The 20,141-nt window shown below is 42.8% G+C and carries 16 protein-coding genes; 15 read left to right on the top strand and 1 reads right to left on the bottom strand.

The features are described 5' to 3' along the window. Window positions 1-11 precede the first annotated feature (11 nt). The 10 genes from DWW81_RS13395 (at window position 12) to DWW81_RS06745 (ending at window position 12,033) form a co-directional block, all read left to right on the top strand. Window positions 12-284 carry a hypothetical protein gene (locus DWW81_RS13395; protein ID WP_147339766.1) on the top strand — a complete coding sequence of 91 codons (273 nt, stop codon included), beginning with the start codon at window positions 12-14 and terminating at the stop codon, window positions 282-284. Between the two features lie 54 nt (window positions 285-338). Then, complete coding sequence (gene alaS / locus DWW81_RS06705) at window positions 339-2,996, top strand: alanine--tRNA ligase (RefSeq protein ID WP_117897040.1); 2,658 nt, start codon at window positions 339-341, stop codon at window positions 2,994-2,996. A 62-nt stretch (window positions 2,997-3,058) separates the two neighbouring features. After that, window positions 3,059-3,400, top strand: a complete 342-nt coding sequence (locus tag DWW81_RS06710) for a histidine triad nucleotide-binding protein (RefSeq protein ID WP_022286776.1) — start codon at window positions 3,059-3,061, stop codon at window positions 3,398-3,400. 60 nt (window positions 3,401-3,460) lie between these two features. Beyond that, a complete protein-coding gene (locus DWW81_RS06715; RefSeq protein WP_117897039.1) occupies window positions 3,461-5,461 on the top strand; it encodes a ComEC/Rec2 family competence protein in 2,001 nt (666 codons plus the stop codon). Beyond that, entirely contained in the window at window positions 5,430-6,488 is a 1,059-nt protein-coding gene (gene holA, locus DWW81_RS06720) for a DNA polymerase III subunit delta (protein ID WP_041337271.1), read from the top strand. Before DWW81_RS06715 ends, holA begins: the two co-directional genes overlap by 32 nt. Before the next feature lie 3 nt (window positions 6,489-6,491). Further along, the gene (locus tag DWW81_RS06725; protein ID WP_117897038.1) at window positions 6,492-7,115 is read left to right on the top strand and encodes a DUF4093 domain-containing protein; all 624 of its coding nucleotides are present in this window, start codon (window positions 6,492-6,494) and stop codon (window positions 7,113-7,115) included. Window positions 7,116-7,149: 34 nt separating this feature from the next. Beyond that, window positions 7,150-8,496, top strand: coding sequence for an MBOAT family O-acyltransferase (locus DWW81_RS06730; protein WP_207661177.1), 1,347 nt, complete (start codon window positions 7,150-7,152; stop codon window positions 8,494-8,496). A 20-nt stretch (window positions 8,497-8,516) separates the two neighbouring features. Next, on the top strand, window positions 8,517-9,614 hold the full coding sequence (locus DWW81_RS06735; protein WP_117897036.1) for a DHHW family protein: 1,098 nt from the start codon (window positions 8,517-8,519) through the stop codon (window positions 9,612-9,614). Window positions 9,615-9,723: 109 nt separating this feature from the next. After that, window positions 9,724-10,812 (top strand): aspartate carbamoyltransferase, encoded by a 1,089-nt coding sequence (pyrB, locus tag DWW81_RS06740; protein WP_242989571.1) that lies wholly within the window; start codon window positions 9,724-9,726, stop codon window positions 10,810-10,812. A gap of 210 nt (window positions 10,813-11,022) precedes the next feature. After that, window positions 11,023-12,033: an N-acetylmuramoyl-L-alanine amidase gene (locus tag DWW81_RS06745; protein WP_117897035.1), complete on the top strand. Its 1,011-nt coding sequence runs from the start codon at window positions 11,023-11,025 to the stop codon at window positions 12,031-12,033. A gap of 68 nt (window positions 12,034-12,101) precedes the next feature. Here DWW81_RS06745 and DWW81_RS06750 read toward each other — a convergent pair whose 3' ends face one another. Further along, the gene (locus tag DWW81_RS06750; protein ID WP_242989570.1) at window positions 12,102-12,401 is read right to left on the bottom strand and encodes a hypothetical protein; all 300 of its coding nucleotides are present in this window, start codon (window positions 12,399-12,401) and stop codon (window positions 12,102-12,104) included. Between the two features lie 194 nt (window positions 12,402-12,595). Between DWW81_RS06750 and DWW81_RS06755 the strand changes: the two genes are divergently transcribed. From DWW81_RS06755 to DWW81_RS06775, 5 genes are all read left to right on the top strand, one after another. After that, window positions 12,596-13,591, top strand: coding sequence for a LacI family DNA-binding transcriptional regulator (locus DWW81_RS06755; RefSeq protein WP_117876513.1), 996 nt, complete (start codon window positions 12,596-12,598; stop codon window positions 13,589-13,591). Between the two features lie 87 nt (window positions 13,592-13,678). Continuing rightward, window positions 13,679-15,139 carry a sodium:alanine symporter family protein gene (locus DWW81_RS06760; RefSeq protein WP_117897034.1) on the top strand — a complete coding sequence of 487 codons (1,461 nt, stop codon included), beginning with the start codon at window positions 13,679-13,681 and terminating at the stop codon, window positions 15,137-15,139. 236 nt (window positions 15,140-15,375) lie between these two features. Beyond that, window positions 15,376-16,803 (top strand): ABC transporter substrate-binding protein, encoded by a 1,428-nt coding sequence (locus DWW81_RS06765; protein WP_117897033.1) that lies wholly within the window; start codon window positions 15,376-15,378, stop codon window positions 16,801-16,803. 175 nt (window positions 16,804-16,978) lie between these two features. After that, window positions 16,979-17,686, top strand: coding sequence for a response regulator transcription factor (locus tag DWW81_RS06770; protein ID WP_117876516.1), 708 nt, complete (start codon window positions 16,979-16,981; stop codon window positions 17,684-17,686). Next, a complete protein-coding gene (locus DWW81_RS06775) occupies window positions 17,661-20,129 on the top strand; it encodes a HAMP domain-containing sensor histidine kinase (RefSeq protein WP_117897032.1) in 2,469 nt (822 codons plus the stop codon). Before DWW81_RS06770 ends, DWW81_RS06775 begins: the two co-directional genes overlap by 26 nt. The last annotated feature ends 12 nt before the right edge of the window (window positions 20,130-20,141 follow it).

The following is a 20,141-nucleotide window of genomic DNA, read 5'->3' on the forward strand; positions in this document are numbered from 1 at the left end:
TGCTTTTAGCAATGGATATTTTATTAATAAAAAAGTGCTTGACAATCGTCGGGTTATGCTTTATAATATCAATATATGCAAAATGCGGTGACGGAATTATCCGAAACAGTGTCGGTAAAGAGAAAAGGCGGTGGGTGAAAGCCTTTGCGGCAAGTTCGGTGGCTAACCTGAGCGGTGCTGAAAACAGCAACGTATGCTCTGCGTTAAAGGGCTTCGAGTGGTCGAGCGATGAGTTCGGCAATTTGGGTGGTAACACGGAACTGTCGGTTTCGTCCCATGTTTAGGGACGAGCCGTTTTTTTATTTTGCGAATTATTTCATTTGGAAGGATCTGAATTTATGGAATGGACAGGACTTAATGAACTGCGTGAATCTTATCTGAAATTTTTTGAGAGCAAGGGCTGCTTGAGACACAAGAGCTACCCTCTCGTACCTCAGAACGATAACAGCCTGCTGCTTATCGTTGCAGGTATGGCGCCTCTGAAGCCTTACTTCACAGGTCAGGAAACACCTCCGAGAACAAGAATGACAACTTGTCAGAAGTGTATCAGAACTGGCGATATTGAAAACGTTGGTAAGACGGCAAGACATGGCACATATTTTGAAATGCTTGGTAACTTCTCATTCGGCGATTACTTCAAGAAAGAGGCCATTGCATGGGCTTGGGAGTATGTTACACAGGTACTCAAACTGCCAAAGGACAGACTTTATATCTCTGTTTATGAGGACGATGACGAGGCTGAGAAGATATGGCATGAGGACGCTGGCGTTCCAATGGATCATATCATAAGAATGGGCAAGGAAGACAACTTCTGGGAGGCTGGAACAGACGGCCCTTGCGGTCCATGCTCTGAGATATATTTTGACAGAGGAGAAAAATATGGCTGTGGCAAGCCTGATTGTAAAGTCGGCTGCGACTGCGACAGATACATGGAGTTCTGGAACCTTGTGTTCACACAGTTTGAAAGACATGAGGACGGCACTTATACTCCACTTAAACAGAAAAATATCGACACAGGTATGGGTCTTGAAAGACTTGCTTCTATCATGCAGGACGTTGACTCTATCTTTGACGTTGACACAGTAAAGGCTATCAGAGATCATGTTTGTAAGATAGCAGGCTGTGAGTACGGTAAGGAGTACAAAAAGGACGTTTCTATCAGAGTTATCACAGACCATATCCGTTCTGTAACATTCATGGCATCAGATGGAATCCTGCCGTCAAACGAGGGCAGAGGATACGTTATGAGACGTTTGCTCAGAAGAGCCGTTCGTCACGGAAAGCTTCTCGGCATAAACGGACTTTTCCTCAAAGACCTTGTAAAAACTGTTGTTGACTGCAACAAGTGTGAGTATAACGAGCTTGAAGAAAAGTATGACTATATCGTAAAGGTGCTCACAACTGAGGAGCAGAACTTTAATGCCACTATCGACAGAGGTATGAAGATACTTGACGATCTTATCGCACAGATGCAGAAAGACGGTAAGACGGAGCTTGACGGTGAGAGCTGCTTCAAGCTTTCCGACACATACGGTTTCCCTATCGACCTTACAAGAGAGATCCTTGAAGAAAAGGGCATGACCTGTGACGAAGAGGGCTTTGCTGAGTGCTATGCAAAGCAGAGAGAAACAGCCAAGAACGCTCATGCTGCAACAAAGTATATGGGTGCAGACGAAACTGTTTTCCATAAGATAGATAAGAATTTCCACACAGAGTTCATCGGCTATGACAAGCTCGAGGGCGACAGCGAGATATCATTCATCACAACTGATGATGAGCTTATCGAAAACGCAAAGGCTGGGGACGAAGTATATATCGTATCTTCACAGACGCCATTCTATGCAGAGAGCGGCGGACAGGTGGGCGATATCGGTACTATCGTTACAGAAAGCGGTAAGTGCAGAGTCGTTGATACACAGAAAGTCGTTGCAGGCAAGTTCGCTCATAAGGCGGTTGTTGAAGAGGGCGAGATAGCTGTAGGTCAGAAGGCTCACTTCACTGTTGACAGAAAGACACGTTATGCTGTTATGAGAAACCATAGCTGCGCACATCTGCTTCAGGCTGCACTGAGAAAAGTTCTCGGTGAACACGTTCATCAGGCAGGTCAGCTCGTTGACGCTCACAGACTTAGATTTGACTTCTCTCACTTCAACGCAATGACAGCAGAGGAGAAGCTCAAGGTCGAAGCACTTGTAAACAAGTATATCCTTGAAGCTCTTGATATAAAAATGGAAGAAATGCCTATCGCAGAAGCTCAGAAGCTTGGCGCTATGGCTCTGTTCGGTGAGAAATACGGTGAAACTGTAAGAGTTGTAACAATGGGTGACGGTGTCGAAACAGCTTCTATCGAGTTCTGTGGCGGTACACATCTTGACAATACTTCAAGAATAGGTCTGTTCAAGATAATCTCCGAAAGCTCTGTAGCTTCAGGCGTAAGACGTATCGAAGCCGTAACAGGCAGAGGCGTTCTGGAGCTTGTTGAGGAAAGAGCCGCAACTATCCAGCAGGCGGCTGAAAGCCTTAAGCTTTCAAATCCACTGGACATCGTAAAGAGATGCCACACTATCATGCAGGAAGTCAAGGATCTTGAAAAGGAAAGAGACGCTTTGCAGGCAGAGATAACAAATCTCAAAACAAAGTCGCTGTTCGATAACCCATATGAGGTCAACGGCGTTAAGGTAGTTACTGCAATGCTCACCAATACAAGACCTGATATGCTCAGAAAAATGGGTGACGATCTTAAAGCAAGAGAAGCTGACGCAGTTGCAGTTGTTGCAGGCGTTGACGGTGAAAAGGCAAATCTTGTTGTAGTTTGCGGCAAGAATGCTGTTGCAAAGGGCGCACACGCAGGCAAGATAGCAGGCAAGGTAGCAGCACTCACAGGCGGTAAGGGCGGCGGACGTCCTGACTCTGCTATGGCTGGTATCGGCGACAGATTCAAGATCGACGAGGCACTTGACAAGGTAAACGAAATAGTTGGCGAATTTGTAAAATAATATGGGCAAAGGCTGTGCAAAATGCTGTGCAGCCTACCCCTTTTTGAAAGGCGGAGAGATAAATGGAAGATTGTCTTTTTTGTAAAATTATTTCCGGGGAAATACCCTCAAAGAAAATATACGAGGACGAGCTGACATACGTTTTTGAGGACATCGCTCCTACAGCTCCGATTCATTATCTTGTTATCCCTAAGCAGCATATTTCAAAGCTTGACGAGATAACCCCTGAGAACAGTGCAGTTATCGCACATATCTATGAAGTTATCGCAAAGCTTGCCAAAGACCTCGACCTTAAGGACGGTTTCAGAGTTGTTTCCAACTGCGGCGAGCAGGCAGGACAGAGTGTTTTCCACATTCATTTTCATCTTCTTGCAGGCAGACCACTTGCTTGGCCAGCCGGTTAAAGAAATAAAACGGGCGGGTAAATTTCTTATCCGCCCTTAGTTTTAAGGGGGACGGCGGCAATGGTGAGAAAAAGCTGTTATATCGGCTTTTCGTATTTTGCAGGACTTTTTCTCTGTACCATTGGCTGGGGCAGGAACAATACAGTTTTCGCACTTGCGTCAGCGTGTGTAGCCATTACAGCCTTTGCGCTTTTTAAGAGATACCGAAAGCATATAGCTCTCTGCTTTGTTTCGTTCCTGATAGCGGTGGGAGTCAATACCGCTTATACTCACATTTTCTATGATAAACTGACAGCTTTAGACGGAAAGACCGTCACAGTTAGAGGCGAGATAACCGACATAAGCTATATAGGCTCTGACACCTGTCGACTAAGTGTCAATGGTACTGTTGGGGGAGTAAAAGGCAGGTTGACCTTTTATGCAGATGACATTGAATATGATTACTATGACAATATCGTGGCGACAGTAAAGGTCAGCAGGATAAAAGACAGCATCAATTTCAAATCAGAGCAGTATGACCGGCCTAAAGGCATTTTTCTCCAAGGCTCTACCGCTGAAAGCATAGAAGTCACAGGCGGTGGAAACACCATTTTACGCAGTATAATGCACTATCGTGACAAGATGTTCATGTTGATAAACGATATCATAAGCGGAGATGAGGGCGGTTTTGCTGCTGCAATGCTCTGCGGAGATAAAACTGAGCTTTCAAAGCAAACGAAGCTCACGGTCTATCGTAGTGGCATAGGTCATATATTTTCCGTGTCGGGAACTCATGTGGTCATAATAAGTGCCATGACAGGCTGGCTCATGCAGAAACTAAGCAAGGATAAGCGTGTGATATTTGCCGTCCAAACTGTGGCAATGTGGGCGTTTGCGGTCTTTGCAGGATTTTCAGTATCCGTTGTGAGGGCGGCTGTTATGCTGACCTTGGTCACTGCCGCACCGCTCCTTTACCGCAGACCAGACCCAGCAAATACTCTCTGCCTTTGCGCTATTGTAATACTCACTCTTTCGCCCTATGCGGCGGCGGACTGCTCGTTTTTGCTGTCATTCACAGCAACATTTGTGATAGGCACGGTCTGCCCGAAAGCAGCGGCACTTGTAAAGGGCGAAGGCATTTTGTACAGCCTTGAACGGCAGGCAGTAAATGCGGTGACGATACTTTTTTGCACAATGCCTGTTCAGCTAATGTTTTTCAGTGAAATATCTCTTGTTGCACCACTATCAAATATCCTGCTGGTGCCTGTCTGTACCCTTGCTCTGGGTCTGACGGTAATAACTGCGGTAACAGGCGGTGCGTCAATAATAGCTTATCCGGTGTTGACAGTGGTAAAGTATCTTCTGAAAGCCGTTCTGTTTCTTGCGGGTCTGTTTTCAAAATTCAGCTTTGCCTATCTTCCTCGTGGAGTAAGACCACTTGGTCTTGTAATGCTTGTTACCTGCCTTGTGCCTGTGGCGGTCATGTTTCTGAGAAAGTCAGTAAAGCTTGGGGCTTTTTGCACTGCTCTAATGCTTGTATGTTGGACAGCGGTGTATAATTTTTCTCTTGCTTTTGGAGGCTCGGTAAAGATAGTTGTAATGCCAAAAGGAAATGCAGTGCAGGCTGTGCTGTATGATAAAACAAAAGGTATGGTTTTCGATATGGGCAGTAAGGGTAAGCTCAACAGCGGTATGGAAAGCTTTTTGGAGCTTTACGGCATAAAAGACCTAAAAGGCGCATTTATAGAAAGCGAACAGTATTACACTATAACGAAATATAACGAGCAGATGACTATACGACCTGACAGATTTTATATAAATGACGAGCCTGATAATGACAGCGAACTGCCATTCATAACAGGCGCACAGCTTGATTGGAACGGTGTTAAGATAGAAGCATTGGAGGACGGCTATAAAATTACCACCGAGGGCTGTGTGGTCACTATAGAAAAAGGTTCTGTCACCATAAACGGCAGAAACCTTGACACAACAGATGAAGAATACCCATTGATGATAGATATGAAAAATTCGCAGATAAGGAGGACGGACTATGGCTTTGCTTACGGCTTCGGCTCTTGGTAAAACGATAAGAGAGAATGATATCGACAGCCTTTATTATTTTTACGGACATGATACAGCGGCACTTGAAAGCTTTACAAAAAGGCTTGTGAACAAGCTTTGCCCTGCTGACGCTCAGGTCATGAACTTTCATAAGCTTGACGGCAAAAATCTTGATTTTCCAATGCTTACAGACGCTTGCGAAGCTCTGCCTTTTATGGCTGAACGTGTGGTGGTGACTATAAACGACCTTAATATAGACGCAGTGACTAAGGACGATCTGGACGATCTGAAAAAGATCCTAGGCTCTCTTGGCGAAACCACCACAGTGATAATCTATGCCACAGGAGTTGACCTTTTCAAGAACAAAAAGTATCTTACAGACAAAAACAAGCGCTTTGCAGATTTCTGCGAAAAGCACGGCACTGTCTGCAACTTTGAATACAAAAGGGCTTCCGACCTTGGAAAGTCTATATCCACCTATCTTGCAAAAAGCGGCTGTACCATAACAAAAAGCAACGCAGAGTATCTTGCAAACCTCTGTTTGTGCGACACTGCATTTATCAGCAAGGAGCTTGAAAAGCTTTCGGCTTATGCAGAGGGCAGGGAGGTAACAAGAGAGGATATCGACCTGCTTTGTATCAGGCGTATCGAGTCGGACGGATATTCTCTTGCAATAAATATCCTCAGAGGCAATGCGGCAATGGTCTTCACACGTTTGCGTGAACTCGATGTGCAGAATTATGAACCATATGCTATAATAGGAATAATCGGCTTTTCCCTTGCGGATATCTATAGGGCGAAGCTTGCACGTTCCTCTGGCAGGAGCGTTGCAGACGTGGCTAAAGATTTTTCCTATGCGAAAAACAGAGAGTTTGCAGTAAAAAACGCCTATTCCGAGTGCGGAAATATCTCGGCGGAGCGTATAAGAAAAACGCTTGAGATACTTTCTGAAACCGACCTTATGCTCAAAACAAGGTCACGGGGAAAAGACGGAGATATGCTCACCCTCGAGCAGGGACTTGCAAGGTCAATGGCGTTAAGGTGTTAGTAAATGGAAAAACTTAAAATATCAAGGGCAATAATCGTTGAGGGAAAATATGATAAGATAAAGCTTTCGTCCATAGTTGACGGCGTTATAATCGTCACTAACGGCTTTCGTATCTATAAAGACCCTGACAAGGCAGCACTTATAAGATACTATGCTCAGCATGGCGGAATAGCAATTCTTACTGACTCTGACACAGCAGGCTTTCGCATAAGAGGGCATATAAAGGGTATCGTCCCCAAAGGCGATATCGTGAACGTGTATGTTCCTGAGATATTCGGCAAAGAAAAGCGCAAAACAGAGCCGTCAAAAGAGGGCTTGTTGGGGGTCGAGGGCGTTCCTGCGGATATTATCAGGGAAGCCTTTGAAAAAGCAGGCATTATAGGCGAAAAGGTTGCAGACAGAGAACTCATGACCAAGCTTGACTTTTATGAGCTAGGTCTAAGCGGCAGACCTGACAGCAGCAGGCTCAGACAGCTTGTGTGCGAAAAGCTGTCGCTGCCCAAAAAGCTCACTGCAAACGCACTGCTTGAAGTGTTGAACACAATGCTCGATAAAGAAAGCTTGCAAGCACTCATAGAGAATTTGACCTCAGAAAACAATAAAGACAAGGAGAATAGCGTTGGTTAGTCTTGAATTTTTATATTTCTTTCTTCCTGTTTTTATGGGAGTATACGCTTTGTCAGGGGTGCGTTTCAGAAAAGCCGTGTTCCTGCTTGGAACAGTTGTGCTGTGTCTGTGGGTGTCCACATGGGGGATAATACCAATGGCGGTGTGTGCTGTCGTATCATACTTTTGCGGCAGGCTTATCCACCGCTTTGCAGACAAAAAAGGACTTAAAAGGCTATGGCTCATATTATCGGTGGTAGTAAATATGGCAGTGCTTCTTGTATTCATAAGAAGCGGTCACAGCAGCTATGATGTGACGTCTATATTTACAGGCAAAGGCGCAATGCTAAAGCTTTTTCCTGTGTGGGGAGCAGGCGTTTTCACTCTCCATGGCATTTCCTACTGCATGGATATCTATAGGAAAGAAATAGAGCCTGAGAAGAATTTTCTTTTGGTATCTCAATATATATGCTTTTTTCCATGCTTTAGCTGTGGACCGATACTCAGATTTTCGGATATGAGCGAACAGCTTAGAAAACCTGTCATAACCTCCGGAAAGCTTGCAGAGGGCATAAAGCTTATGCTTATAGGCTTTGCGGAGAAGCTTTTTCTGTCGGATCCTATGTACGAGATGTGGCAGCACATAAGGGGAGTAAGTACAGATTCGCTCTCCGCCGCTTGTGCATGGCTTGGGATAATAGCTTTCTCCTTTGCGTTCTACTATGAGCTTAGAGCTTATTCGCATATTGCACAGGGTATTGGTTCAATGCTCGGCTTTGAACTTCCTGATAACTTTGATCTGCCGTTTATGTCAGCAGGCTTCAATGAGCTTATAAAACGATTTGCCTGCACCTTTTATAGTTGGGTGAGAGATTATTTCTACAGACCTATATGTAGAAATAAAGACAGCGTTTGCCTTTGGGCATTGATACTGTCTGTGCTTGCAGGCTCGGTTTGGTATGGCTACGGCAGACACACAATGCTGTGGGCAGCGTTTATTTGTGTTATGCTTGGCATAGAATATCTCTTGAAAAATATTCTTGCGGCTGTGCCGACAGGGATAAGATGTGCGGTGATGAATGTTCTGTTTCTTATAGGTCTGCCGTTTCTTGCGATAGACAGCCTGCCTTCAGCCTGCGGATATGTTGCCGCAATGCTCGGCGGGGGAAGCTTTGCAGGAGATGTTCTTGCATCGTATGTGATAAAAACAGGAGTTGTGATGTATCTTATCTGCGGCTTTTTTGCAACAGGTATCGGCAGATATCTCAAACGCAGGATAATGCAGCTCAATACTAATATAGTTTACATAATCGAGCCAATGCTCACTATAGGATTTCTGCTTATCAGTACAGCGTTTCTTGTGGGTGGAGGTAATTCGTCTATGAATTTGTTTGTGAGATAAAATGGGAGGAGTGAACATTAATGAAAAAGGCTGCTGATTATATCGCAGTAAGCGCATTTTTTGTAATAGTCATAATGTTTGCGGCATATACTCTCGTGATGGGCAGACATGGATCTGAAAGTGAAAAGGCAGACAGTTCAGATATAAGACATAACGTTCAGACCTATGTTAGCAGTAATTTTCCTCTAAGCTCAAATTGGAAGTCGCTCAGAACGACCATGTTTGTGATGACTGGTAAGAAAAATTTTGATAATATCTATATCCTTAAAGATCGTCTTGTAGAGATCACAGATTTTGATAAGGACAGGCTTGATAAAAATATCTCGCAGATAAATGATTTTTCAGAAAACACAGATACACCTGTATATGTTATGTTAGCTCCGACTGCCGCAGGTATCTATTCTGCTAAGCTGCCTGCTTATACTTCAAACACAGACCAGCGTGAAATGATAGATAATATCTATTATGACTTAGATAGCAGGATAGACACCATAGATACGTTTTTTCCTATGTATTCTGCAAGAAATAATTACGTTTACTATCGTACAGATAGGAAGTGGACTTCCTTCGGGGCGTATTTTGCCTATGCAGACGGCATAAAAGAGCTGGGTTTTGAGCCGGTCGCTCTGTCCAATTACGATCAGGAATATACTTCAAATTCTTATTATGGGGGACTTTACAGTGAACTTTGCTATAACAGCATAGGCGCAGACAGAGTGAACATCTTCCGTTCAAAGTATAAGACCACTGTGGATTCTGTGGAGCTTTACAGAGAAGATCAGGTGCTTACCTCAAAATCTGTTTATTTTAGATCTGCACTGAAAACAGCAGATAAAACGGCTATCTTCCTGCAAGGTGACAACTTTACTAAGGCAACGGTCAAGACAACTGCAGAGGACGCACCAAAGCTTCTTATCATCAAAGGAAGCTATGCCAATACCCTTGTGCCGTTTCTTACCCCACACTACAGCGAGATAACCTTGGTAGACCCTGACAAGCTCAAAGAGGAGGGCAAGACCCTTTCTGACGTGGCAGATACGAGTGCATATGACCAGATATTATTTATGTATGACTGCGACCAGTTTGCAGATGAAACAAATTTTGACCTACTCAAATAATATGGGCTATGTACTTGAAAAAATGGAGCAGGTGTGATATAATAAAGAAAATGCCGTACAAGGAATGTGCGGCATAATGTATGTCTGAATATTTGAGAGGGTGTTTGATGTGAGTGAGCAAAAAAACAGACTTGATCTTATTGATCTTAATGACTATCCTGTATCTTGGTGGCTGAAACTTCTTGATCTCGGTCATAAGATAGTTCAGGACCCTGCCGCCTACAGCGAGGCTTGCAAGGGCAAGATAATGGGTACTCTTTTCTATGAGCCGTCAACAAGAACGCAGATGTCTTTCCAGACCGCTATGCTCCGTCTTGGGGGAACGATAATAGGCTTTGACAATCCTGCCACTTCTTCCGTTGCAAAGGGAGAGAATATCAAGGATACCACAAAGATAGTTTCCGGCTATGCCGATATCATGGTAATGCGTCACCCTACCGCTGGATCGGTAAAGGCTGCGGCACTCACTGCTGATTGCCCTGTTATCAACGCAGGCGACGGCGGACACCTCCACCCAACACAGACACTTACAGACCTGCTTACACTTAGAGAAGAAAAGGGCAGACTTGATAACCTGACCATAGGCTTCTGCGGTGACCTTAAAAACGGCAGAACAGTCCATTCCCTTATTAAAGCAATGGTATGTTTTCCAAACAATAAGTTCATATTAGTTTCAACTTCTGAGCTTGCTTTGCCTGTGTATGTAAAGGATATCCTTGAGGCAGCAGGTATGGAGTATAAGGAGGTCACCGACCTTGAAGAGGTTATCGGTGAGCTTGACGTGCTATATATGACAAGAATACAGAAAGAGCGTTTTGCTTCTGAGGAGGAGTATCTGGCTCAGAGCGGAAATTACATACTCGATACAAGAAAGCTTTCAATGGGAAAGCCTGACCTTATCGTGCTTCACCCTCTGCCAAGAGTCGATGAGATAGCTATCGAGGTGGACGACGACCCGAGAGCAATGTATTTCAAGCAGGCAAAATACGGTATGTATATCAGAATGGCACTCATACTTACAGTTATAAACGGCGATGGTGCTTCACAGCCGCTTATGAAGGGCAGAGTGCATAAGCACATTGATTGTTCAAATCCTAACTGTATCACTCACCACGAAAAGTATCTGCCACATTGGTTCAAAGGCGACGGCACAACGCTTGTTTGCGAATATTGTGACGAGAGAACATTGGTGGAATAAAATAAGAGCTTAATGGGGTAAACAAAGGCTGTGTGTCAGTCTTTGCTTGCCCTTTTTTATTGTGCAGATAGCGTATATTAATAGCCTTGTGATATGCAAAATCGTTAAAAGTAACGAAATTCTTACAACATGGTAACAAACAGTCTTGAATTAACGTTGAGCGTGTGGTATAATTAAAATGGATAAATTTTTTACAGGAGCTTTGATCTAATGAATACACTTTCAGATGAGGAGTTTGAACAGATCTACGGACGAAAGCCTGTCAGAAGGGTGAAAAAGAAAAAAATATACTGGAACAGAATTATTATTGCATTGATAATACTTATCGGCATTGTGACTGGTCTGGTAAAGCTGACAGCCTTGGTAGTATCAAAGATCAAAGGAGACGATACGCAAAAAACAAACAAGGTATTGAATAATACATCTTCTGTCGCTGTGAAGGAGGACGCTTCTTCTGCTGAGGATAAAAAAGACGAGCCTGCGAAGTATTCAAATATGAACTTTACAGTGTGTGTTGACGCAGGCCACGGTGATTATGACGGCGGCACAACTGACGCCTCAGGAAAAAGATATGAAAAAGACGATAACTTAAAGGTCGCACTTGAGGTGCAGAAATATCTCGAAAAATACGGCGTCAATGTGGTGATGATAAGAGATGATGACTCTTTCCTAGAGCTTGACGAAAGATGTGCAAAGGCAAATAACGCCAAGGCTGATATGTATGTTTCACTTCACCGAAACAGCTATGACGGTGATATTTCGGGCGTTGAGGTTTGGGTGAACAATTCTGAGCCTGAATATGACACAAAGCTTGCACAGAATATACTTGATGATCTTGAAAAGGTAGGTATATCTGAAAATAGGGGAGTACAGTATGGCTACGTTGGCAATTCCGGTGTAAACTACTACATAAATGCCGACACTGTTATGCCAAGCTGTCTTGTGGAGCTTGGATTTATAACCGAGGATGTCGACAATAAGCTTTTTGACGAACACCTTACCGAGTATGGACAAGCTATTGCTGACGGTATAGTTCAGACAGCTGTTGATGTTGGTCTTGTTGATGAAAGTGGCAAAAGACTTATGTCTGAGCAGCTTATCTCACCTGAGAAGCCTGTGAACAATAAGGATTCTTCATCTGCGGCTGACGCTATGACAACGCCGATGGAGACGGATTCTTCTGCTGACGTTTATAATACTCAGGAAAACGAGTGGTATTGATAAAAAAAATAAAAGCGAACACAGTTCGTTTCTGCTAATGCAGAGAAACCGTGTTCGCATTTTTGTTGTCAAAGCTCTTTTCTGATGAGTTTGAATTTTTCAAATTCTTTCGTCAGGTCTGCCAGAACGTTTTCAAGACCCTTTTCAGAGTATTCTTCGTGATATTCTGCCACAAAGTCTGTTACCTCCGTGACGCACTTTGTGCCGTACCATACTCTGACATAAAGCTCTTTTTCATCGCCGAGAACAGGGTCTATGCGGTAGCTGAAATTGGTGTAATTGCTGCCAGACCAGGTGTTTTTTTCTTCAAAATAGTGAAATGTGGGTATATCAAAATAACCATGGAGCATTGCGTATTTTCCTTTCAAAAATCATTCGTTTATGATATTATAGCATATCACTGTTCCTTTTTCAAGCATTTAGTCTGCTTCTTAATTAAATTAACCTAAAAAACGTTTACAATTTTGTTAGGAATGTATATTGGAGAATTGTTCAAAATATGTTATAATTGATAACGGTATGACTATTTCAGCGGTATGCTGTCGCAGAAAGGATAAGATCTATGAGCATTACAATAAAAGATGTTGCCAAGGAAGCCGGTGTTTCAGTGGCGACAGTGTCAAGGGTTCTCAACGGAAGCTGTAACGTATCAGATGAGTCAACAAAAAAAGTCAATGAAACTATTGCAAGGCTCAACTATTCTCCGAATTTTCTGGGAAGAAATCTTAGAAAGTGCGAAACGAATGTTATTCTTGTAATTATGCCGACCTCTGAACATTCCCTTTATTCAAAGATAGTCATGGGTATGCAGGAATATGCAGGAAAAGTCGGATACGATATCATAACCGCAGTTTCCTATTCAACCTCGACCGCTGAAACAAGGCAGATGAATATGCTTTTTAACAGAACTGTTGACGGTGTTATCCTTCTTGGCACTCAGTATGACGCAGCTTCGCTTAATAAGCTCGCAGAGAATTATAACGTTGCTCTGTGCTGTGAGGGCGTGGAGGGCGCAAATGTGCTTACTGTCGCTGTTGACGATGAACAGGCTGCGTTTGACGCTGTCGCTGCTCTTATCAAAAAGGGTCATAAAAGGATAGGCTTTATCGGAACGAACTCTGCGGCTATCTCCTCCACTGCAAGAGAGAACGGCTATATAAGAGCATTAAAAGAATATGGCATAGAGATAAAGAATGAATATATCTATAAAGAGTCCTATGACTATGACTGCGGAGGCAGAGCGTTTGAATATTTCAATGCACTTGCTGAGAAGCCTACGGCGATTTTCGCTGTGTCAGACTTGCTTGCTATCTCTGCAATGCACAAGGCAATAGATATGGACATTGATGTGGGCAAAGATGTCGCCATAATGGGATTTGACAATATATCCATGTGTGAGTGGATAATCCCTACGCTTTCAACGGTTGAACAGCCTTGCTCAAAAATGGGCGAGCTTGTTGTGGCAAAGCTTATTGAAAACATGAATAAGACTACTAAGGATAATCATTATTATACTGTTGACCACAGGATAATTCTAAGAGAGTCCACAGGCGACTAATTACTTTTGTAAAAATAGATAGGGGAGAAATAAGGCAGTTTTTCCGTAAAAACTGCCTATTTTCTGTAAGAAAGGATTTTTTAGGGCATGGAGAAATTTACAAAAATACTTGAAACGATAGATGGCTATGTCTGGGGCATACCACTTATCGTACTCATTATGGCTGTGGGAATATTCCTCACCTTTAGGCTAAGGCTTCTTCAGATATTCCACCTGCCAAAGGCTTTGAAATTTATGTTTCAGAACGAAAATGGTGGCAAAGGCGAGATATCGAGCTTTGCAGCACTATGCACCGCACTTTCCGCAACCATAGGTACGGGAAATATCGTCGGTGTTGCAACAGCCATTGGTGTGCTTTCAGGCGGACCTGGAGCGCTCCTTTGGATGTGGATAGCTGCACTCCTTGGTATGGCGACAAAGTATTCCGAGGGTTTTCTTGCTATCAAATACAGACGTATGGACGCTGATGGACACGTTTGCGGTGGACCGTTCTATTACATAGAATACGGCATGGGTAAGAAGTGGAAGTGGCTTGCAAAGGTATTTGCGTTCTTTGGTGCTTGCGTTGGCCTTTTTGGTATCGGTACTTTCTCTCAGGTGAATGGTATCTCATCGGCAGTTCAGGCTTTCTTTGATCCTAAAAAGGAACATACAGTGAATATTTTGGGTGCTGACTATACATTGGCTGTTATAATCTCTGGACTTTTGATAACTGTTTTTGCCGCACTTGTTATTATCGGAGGCATAAAGAGGATCTCAAGTGTTTCTCAGGTAGTTGTGCCTTTTATGGCGGTCGTTTATATAGTTGCTTGTCTTTCACTTATTGTTATAAACATTCAGAGGCTCCCTCACGCTGTTGCTCTTATTTTTGAACAGGCATTCAGCTTCAAGGCTGTCGCAGGCGGATCTCTTCCTACAATATTCATTGCTATACAAAAGGGTGTTGCAAGAGGAATTTTCTCAAATGAGTCAGGTCTTGGTTCGGCACCTATCGCAGCCGCAGCCGCTCAGACAAAAGAGCCGGTAAGACAAGGTCTTGTTTCTATGTGCGGCACATTTATCGACACTATCGTTGTATGTACTATGACAGGTCTTGCTATCGTAATGATGGGAAGCTACGAGGCTATCAACCCAGTAACAGGCAAGCCTTTTGAGGGCGTTGAGGTCACAAATCACGCTTTCCAGAACGGCTTCTCGTTCCTGCCGTCAATGATACCTGCATTTATTCTTATGGTCTGCCTTGTGTTCTTTGCTTTCACAACTATCCTTGGCTGGAACTATTACGGTGAAAGGTGTATGGAATATCTTTTTAACAGCAACATGAAGGTGGTCATGGTCTACAGATATCTCTATATCCTCGCTGTATTTATCGGACCATATATGACGGTTTCTGCCGTTTGGACGATCGCTGATATTTTCAATGGACTTATGGCACTGCCAAACCTTATAGCGTTGCTTGCTCTCAGCGGTGTTATCAGTAAGGATACAAGGCGTTATGTGGCGAAGTATTCCAGAGCAAAACGAATCAATAAGCTGGTAAGAGCATAGATATCGTATTTTATATGAAGCGGAAACGGCTGAATGTTGTTTCCGCTTTCTTTATGCTGTAGGCTTAATCACCAAAAAAATGAATGGTTATTTGTTGAAATCACCAAAAGTATTTAAAAGAATGCAACAGTGGTTGTAACTTTGTTGACAACGATTACATTCAGTGATATAATAGCTTTGTAAGAATCAAGGAAACGTTTTCTAATGAAAACGATCCGTTACGGAGGTTATATATAATGAAAAATTCCAAGCGTGTTATTGCCGGTGCAATGGCTATCTTGTCAGCAGTGAGCGTAGCTTCATGCGGTAGCTCATCAGGCAGCGATTCAAGCAGCTCTTATGTTGATAAGGTAAAGGTAGCAAGCACCGACGATATTGCTACTATCCCTGATGGTTCGGAAAAGGAGTTGGAGTGGCTTTCTTATTTTGACATAAACCCAACTAAGAAAGAGCCGGAAAAGAGAACCGACCTTACTCTTTTTGAGGAAAAGGGCGGTAAGATCAAGTATTCTCAGACATCATCAATGAACAAGTATGATAAGCTCGCAGCAAGACTTATGTCTAACGATCCACCGGATATGTTCTGGTATGAGCAGTCTATGACATTCCCTGCAAACTGTATCAAGGAAATGTTCCAGCCTGTTGATGATATCGTTGATTTCGACAGTGCTATGTGGAGCGATGTCAAGAACGTTGCAGAGCAGTTCACTCTTAACGGCAAGCACTTTGTTGCACCTATCAACTTCCTGCCAGGCTCTGTTATCACATATGATAAGTCTATGATAGACGCTGCCGGTCTTGATGATCCATATGAGCTTTATCAGAACGGCGAGTGGGATTGGAACGCATGGTATGATATGATGTCAGAATATGTTGAGGGCGCTGCTGCTGACGAGGAGAGATACGGCATAAACGGTTGGTTCGCACCATTTATCTTCCAGTCAACAGGTAAGACTCTTATCACATATGACGCTGATAAGGATGAGTATGTTTCAAATCTTAACGACGCTGACTTTGTAAGAGCATCTGATATGCTTTATGATATCGCAAAGAATGGTATGTACTATCCTGATTGGGTAGGACAGGCAGGCGACGCATTCAAGAAGAATATCCTCTTCTATGCAATGGGTCCATGGGCGTCAACAGGTACACACTCACCAAAGGACGGCGATAATTGGGGCGTAGTTCCAATGCCAAAGGATCCTAACTCTGATACGCTTTATACAACTATCGACATGAATGCGTATATGTGGGTGAAGGGTTCGACAAAGAATGACGCTATGAAGTGCTGGCTCGAGTGTGCAAAGATAGTTTATACTCAGGATACATATAAGGATATCGAGAAGGAGAAGTTCTTTGTAAACAATCCTAACTGGACAGAAGATATGTATAACGTAGCTTACGTTGACCTTGTTACAGACAAGTTCACTAAGATATTTGACCCTGGTTATGGTATCTCCACAACTCTGTCAGATAATGACGCTGCAACAAATGATACTAAGGAAGCTGTTATTCCTTATCTGTATACTTCAGTTATGAAGACAGACGAGAACGGCTCACAGTATACATGGACACAGCTCAAAGAGCAGTATAAGGGTACGGTCGATTCAGAACTTAAAACTCTCAACGAGCAGTATCACGCATATTTGGAAAAGAATAAGTAATGTAACTTGCCATATAAAGACGGACGGAATTTATTTCGCCCGTCTTTTTGTTGTAATGTCAGAAAAAATGTGATATAATCATAGAGTACATTAAGATTTAATTAAGAATTATGTTGAGCTGTTTTTAAAGAATGTGGCTTATAATAATAAACGTAAAAGAAAGGATCGTGCCGATATGGAGATAAAGGAGCCTGTAATCCTTGTTGTAGATGATGATAAAGATATAGTGGGAGCTATCGCAAAGCTGCTTGAAATGGAGGGCTATAAGGTAATAAAAGCCTATGACGGTCTTGAGGCTTTGGAGAAGCTCACTGAGAACAGCATACAGCTTATACTCATTGACGTCATGATGCCTAAGCTGGACGGACTTTCTACAATGATGAAAATAAGGGCAACGGAGAATATCCCTATACTTGTGCTTTCTGCAAAATCTGAGGATACAGATAAGGTGCTTGGGCTTTCAATGGGTGCTGACGATTACATAACAAAGCCTTATAACCCTATGGAGCTTGTGGCAAGGGTAAGAAGCAACCTGAGAAGATATATGCAGCTTGGCGCTATCGACACGGCAAACAAAACGGATATTATAGAAATAGGCGGTCTGGAGCTTGACACTAAGGCAAAAAGCTTAAAGGTTGACGGAGAACCTGTCAAGCTCACCGCCACGGAGCTTAAAATTCTTGAGCTTCTTATGAAAAACGCAGGCAGGATATTTTCTGCCGAGGAGATCTATTCAAAGGTATGGAACGAGGACGCTTATGCCGTTGAAAACACGGTAATGGTACATATTCGTCACATCAGAGAGAAAATAGAAATAAACCCTAGAGAGCCGAAATACTTGAAGGTGGTGTGGGGAATTGGCTACAAAATCGAGAAAATTTGAGCAGGCAGAATGGTTTAAGATATTCTCAGCTAAAAAGATGAGAATTATAGCATTTGTGCTTGCCTGCGTTATTGCAGGCGGCTTTTGCTTGTCTTTGGTGCTTTATGCTAACAGCCATGCTGACAGCAGCAGTAAGTCTTATCTTAAATCAGAAAGCTATAAGCTGGCTTCCAATGAAATGTATGAGGAACTGTGCGTTACAGCTTCGGCTTATCTCAGATATGTTGATGAGGATCGGAATTACACTCAGCCTAGACACCTGTTCAATGACTATCTGAATTATCTTGATTACAACCGCTATAAATACAAAAAGACAGAAGACGGTATTCAGCTTATTGACAGTCAGTTTGATTACTATGTGGGGATTACTCAAAATGGCGAAACAAGATATCTGTCAAATATAAAAGATATAGAGAATTATGACAGCGAAACGGATAAGATAAATGCTTTTAAATCGTCGCACAAAAACTATATACTCCGCCGTGATAACGAGGTCATGAGCGACAGAACTTCATCGGGACAGATAGTTGATTACTATTACAATACAGCGGAGTATCAGGATAACGTGACAGAAGAGTTTTATGCCGACAATCTTGTGCCTGTAGGAGGAAGTTATTATGATAACTACGGCAGATATTTTTACAATTACGGCAATTATGATCCAATAGCTTTCTATAATGTAGACTCAAGATATAATGTTATTAAAGGTCTTGATTTGAAAAACGGTCTGAAATATTCCGACAGGCTTGAAGATGAAGAAATTGGTGACGATTATGACACTGATGACGGCAATGAATACTATGACTATGACAACGGCAGATATTATTATGAGGACGATTACGGAAACACATGGGCAAAATGTGAAAACCTCTATGACCTGCCTGATTACAAAGCGACAGACAATGACGATTCAGGTATAACGGTATTCTTTGCACCGAAAGCTGAAAAGCTTACGGCAATGGAAAAGGAATACACCGAGGCTTTGAATGATATGTATCGTGCAAAGCTTTTTGTGATTGTTTTAGGTGTTATTGAATTTATGCTTGTGTGCTATCTGCTCCTGATCTGTGCATATAATGCGGAGTCTGAGAGCGTTGAACGCTGGAAGCAAGGCAATTTTCTAAAAAAAGTGCCAACGGAAGTTTACCTTATCCTAATGGTATTGGCTATTACATTTGCTTTTGTATTTGGCGCCTGCTGGAATTATTATGTGAGCATCACAAAAAATATTTTTGACAATGCTTTGGCTAATTCCGTTTTTAGAAATATCCTTGCTGTAGCGTTGTTTGCATTGGCATATTTTGCAGGCTTCGGCTCGCTTATGGAGTTTGTTGGCAAGATAAAGACAAGAAGCATATTCAAAGAAAGCCTTATTTGCAGATTATGTAAGTTCCTATGGCGCAAGTATAAGGAAACCTCCCTCTATCACTATTTTCATGGACTTCCGCTTGGAATAAAGCTTACTTGGAAGTTCATACTTATATTCGTTGGAATTTTTGTTGTGATGTCTAGTCGATTGACGATGTTAATTTTGTTGGCGGTAGAAATTGTTCTGTGTATATCAATGCTTCGTGACTTCTCACAGCTTTCAAAGCTCAGCAAACAGATAGACAGCCTTGGAGAAGAAAAGCCTTATGAGGGCGAGATAAGAAAAACTTCGCCTGTGTATGCTGAATCTGAAAAACTCAACTCAGTTCAGGATAAGGTGAGAGAGTCTGTGGAGCAGCAAATACAATCGGAGCGTTTGAAAATAGAGCTTGTGACAAACGTTTCACACGACCTGAAAACACCGCTGACTTCCATTATCAGCTATATCGACCTGCTTAAGAAAATGGATCTTGACGATGAAGCTTCGAGCTATGTGAAGATACTTGATAAAAAGGCGCAGAAGCTCAAAGGCATTGTGTCCGACGTTTTCAGCATAGCAAAAGCCACAAGCGGCGTTGATGTAAACCTAACAAAGCTTGATTTTGTGATGCTGTTAAATCAGTGCATCGCAGACGCAGAGGACAAGATAGCTGACAGTGGCAAGATAGTAAAGATAAACATAAATGCCGACAGCGCAATGGTAATGGGCGACGGCGACAAGCTTTACAGAGTGTTCCAAAACATTGTAGACAATGCTCTGAATTACTCTATGGACGGCACAAGGATATTCCTTGATGTGTACAAAAAAGCGGACAGAATAGTATTTGCCGAGAAGAACATTTCGGCAACGCCGATAAACTTCACAGAGGAAGAGATACTTGAAAGATTTGTGCGAGGGGATAAGTCACGAACAGACGGCGGAAGCGGTTTGGGATTATCCATATCAAAGAGCTTCACGGAAGCCTGCGGTGGTATCTTCAATATCGAAATAGACGGAGATATGTTCAAGGCGATAGTAGAAATGCCGATAATTCAGGAGGATACGGCAGAGAAAACCGATGACAAAACGGAATAGCGTAAATAAAAA

The sequence above is a fragment of the Ruminococcus sp. AF17-1AC genome, from assembly GCF_003461385.1.
Classification (GTDB): Bacteria; Bacillota; Clostridia; order Oscillospirales; family Ruminococcaceae; genus Hominimerdicola; species Hominimerdicola aceti.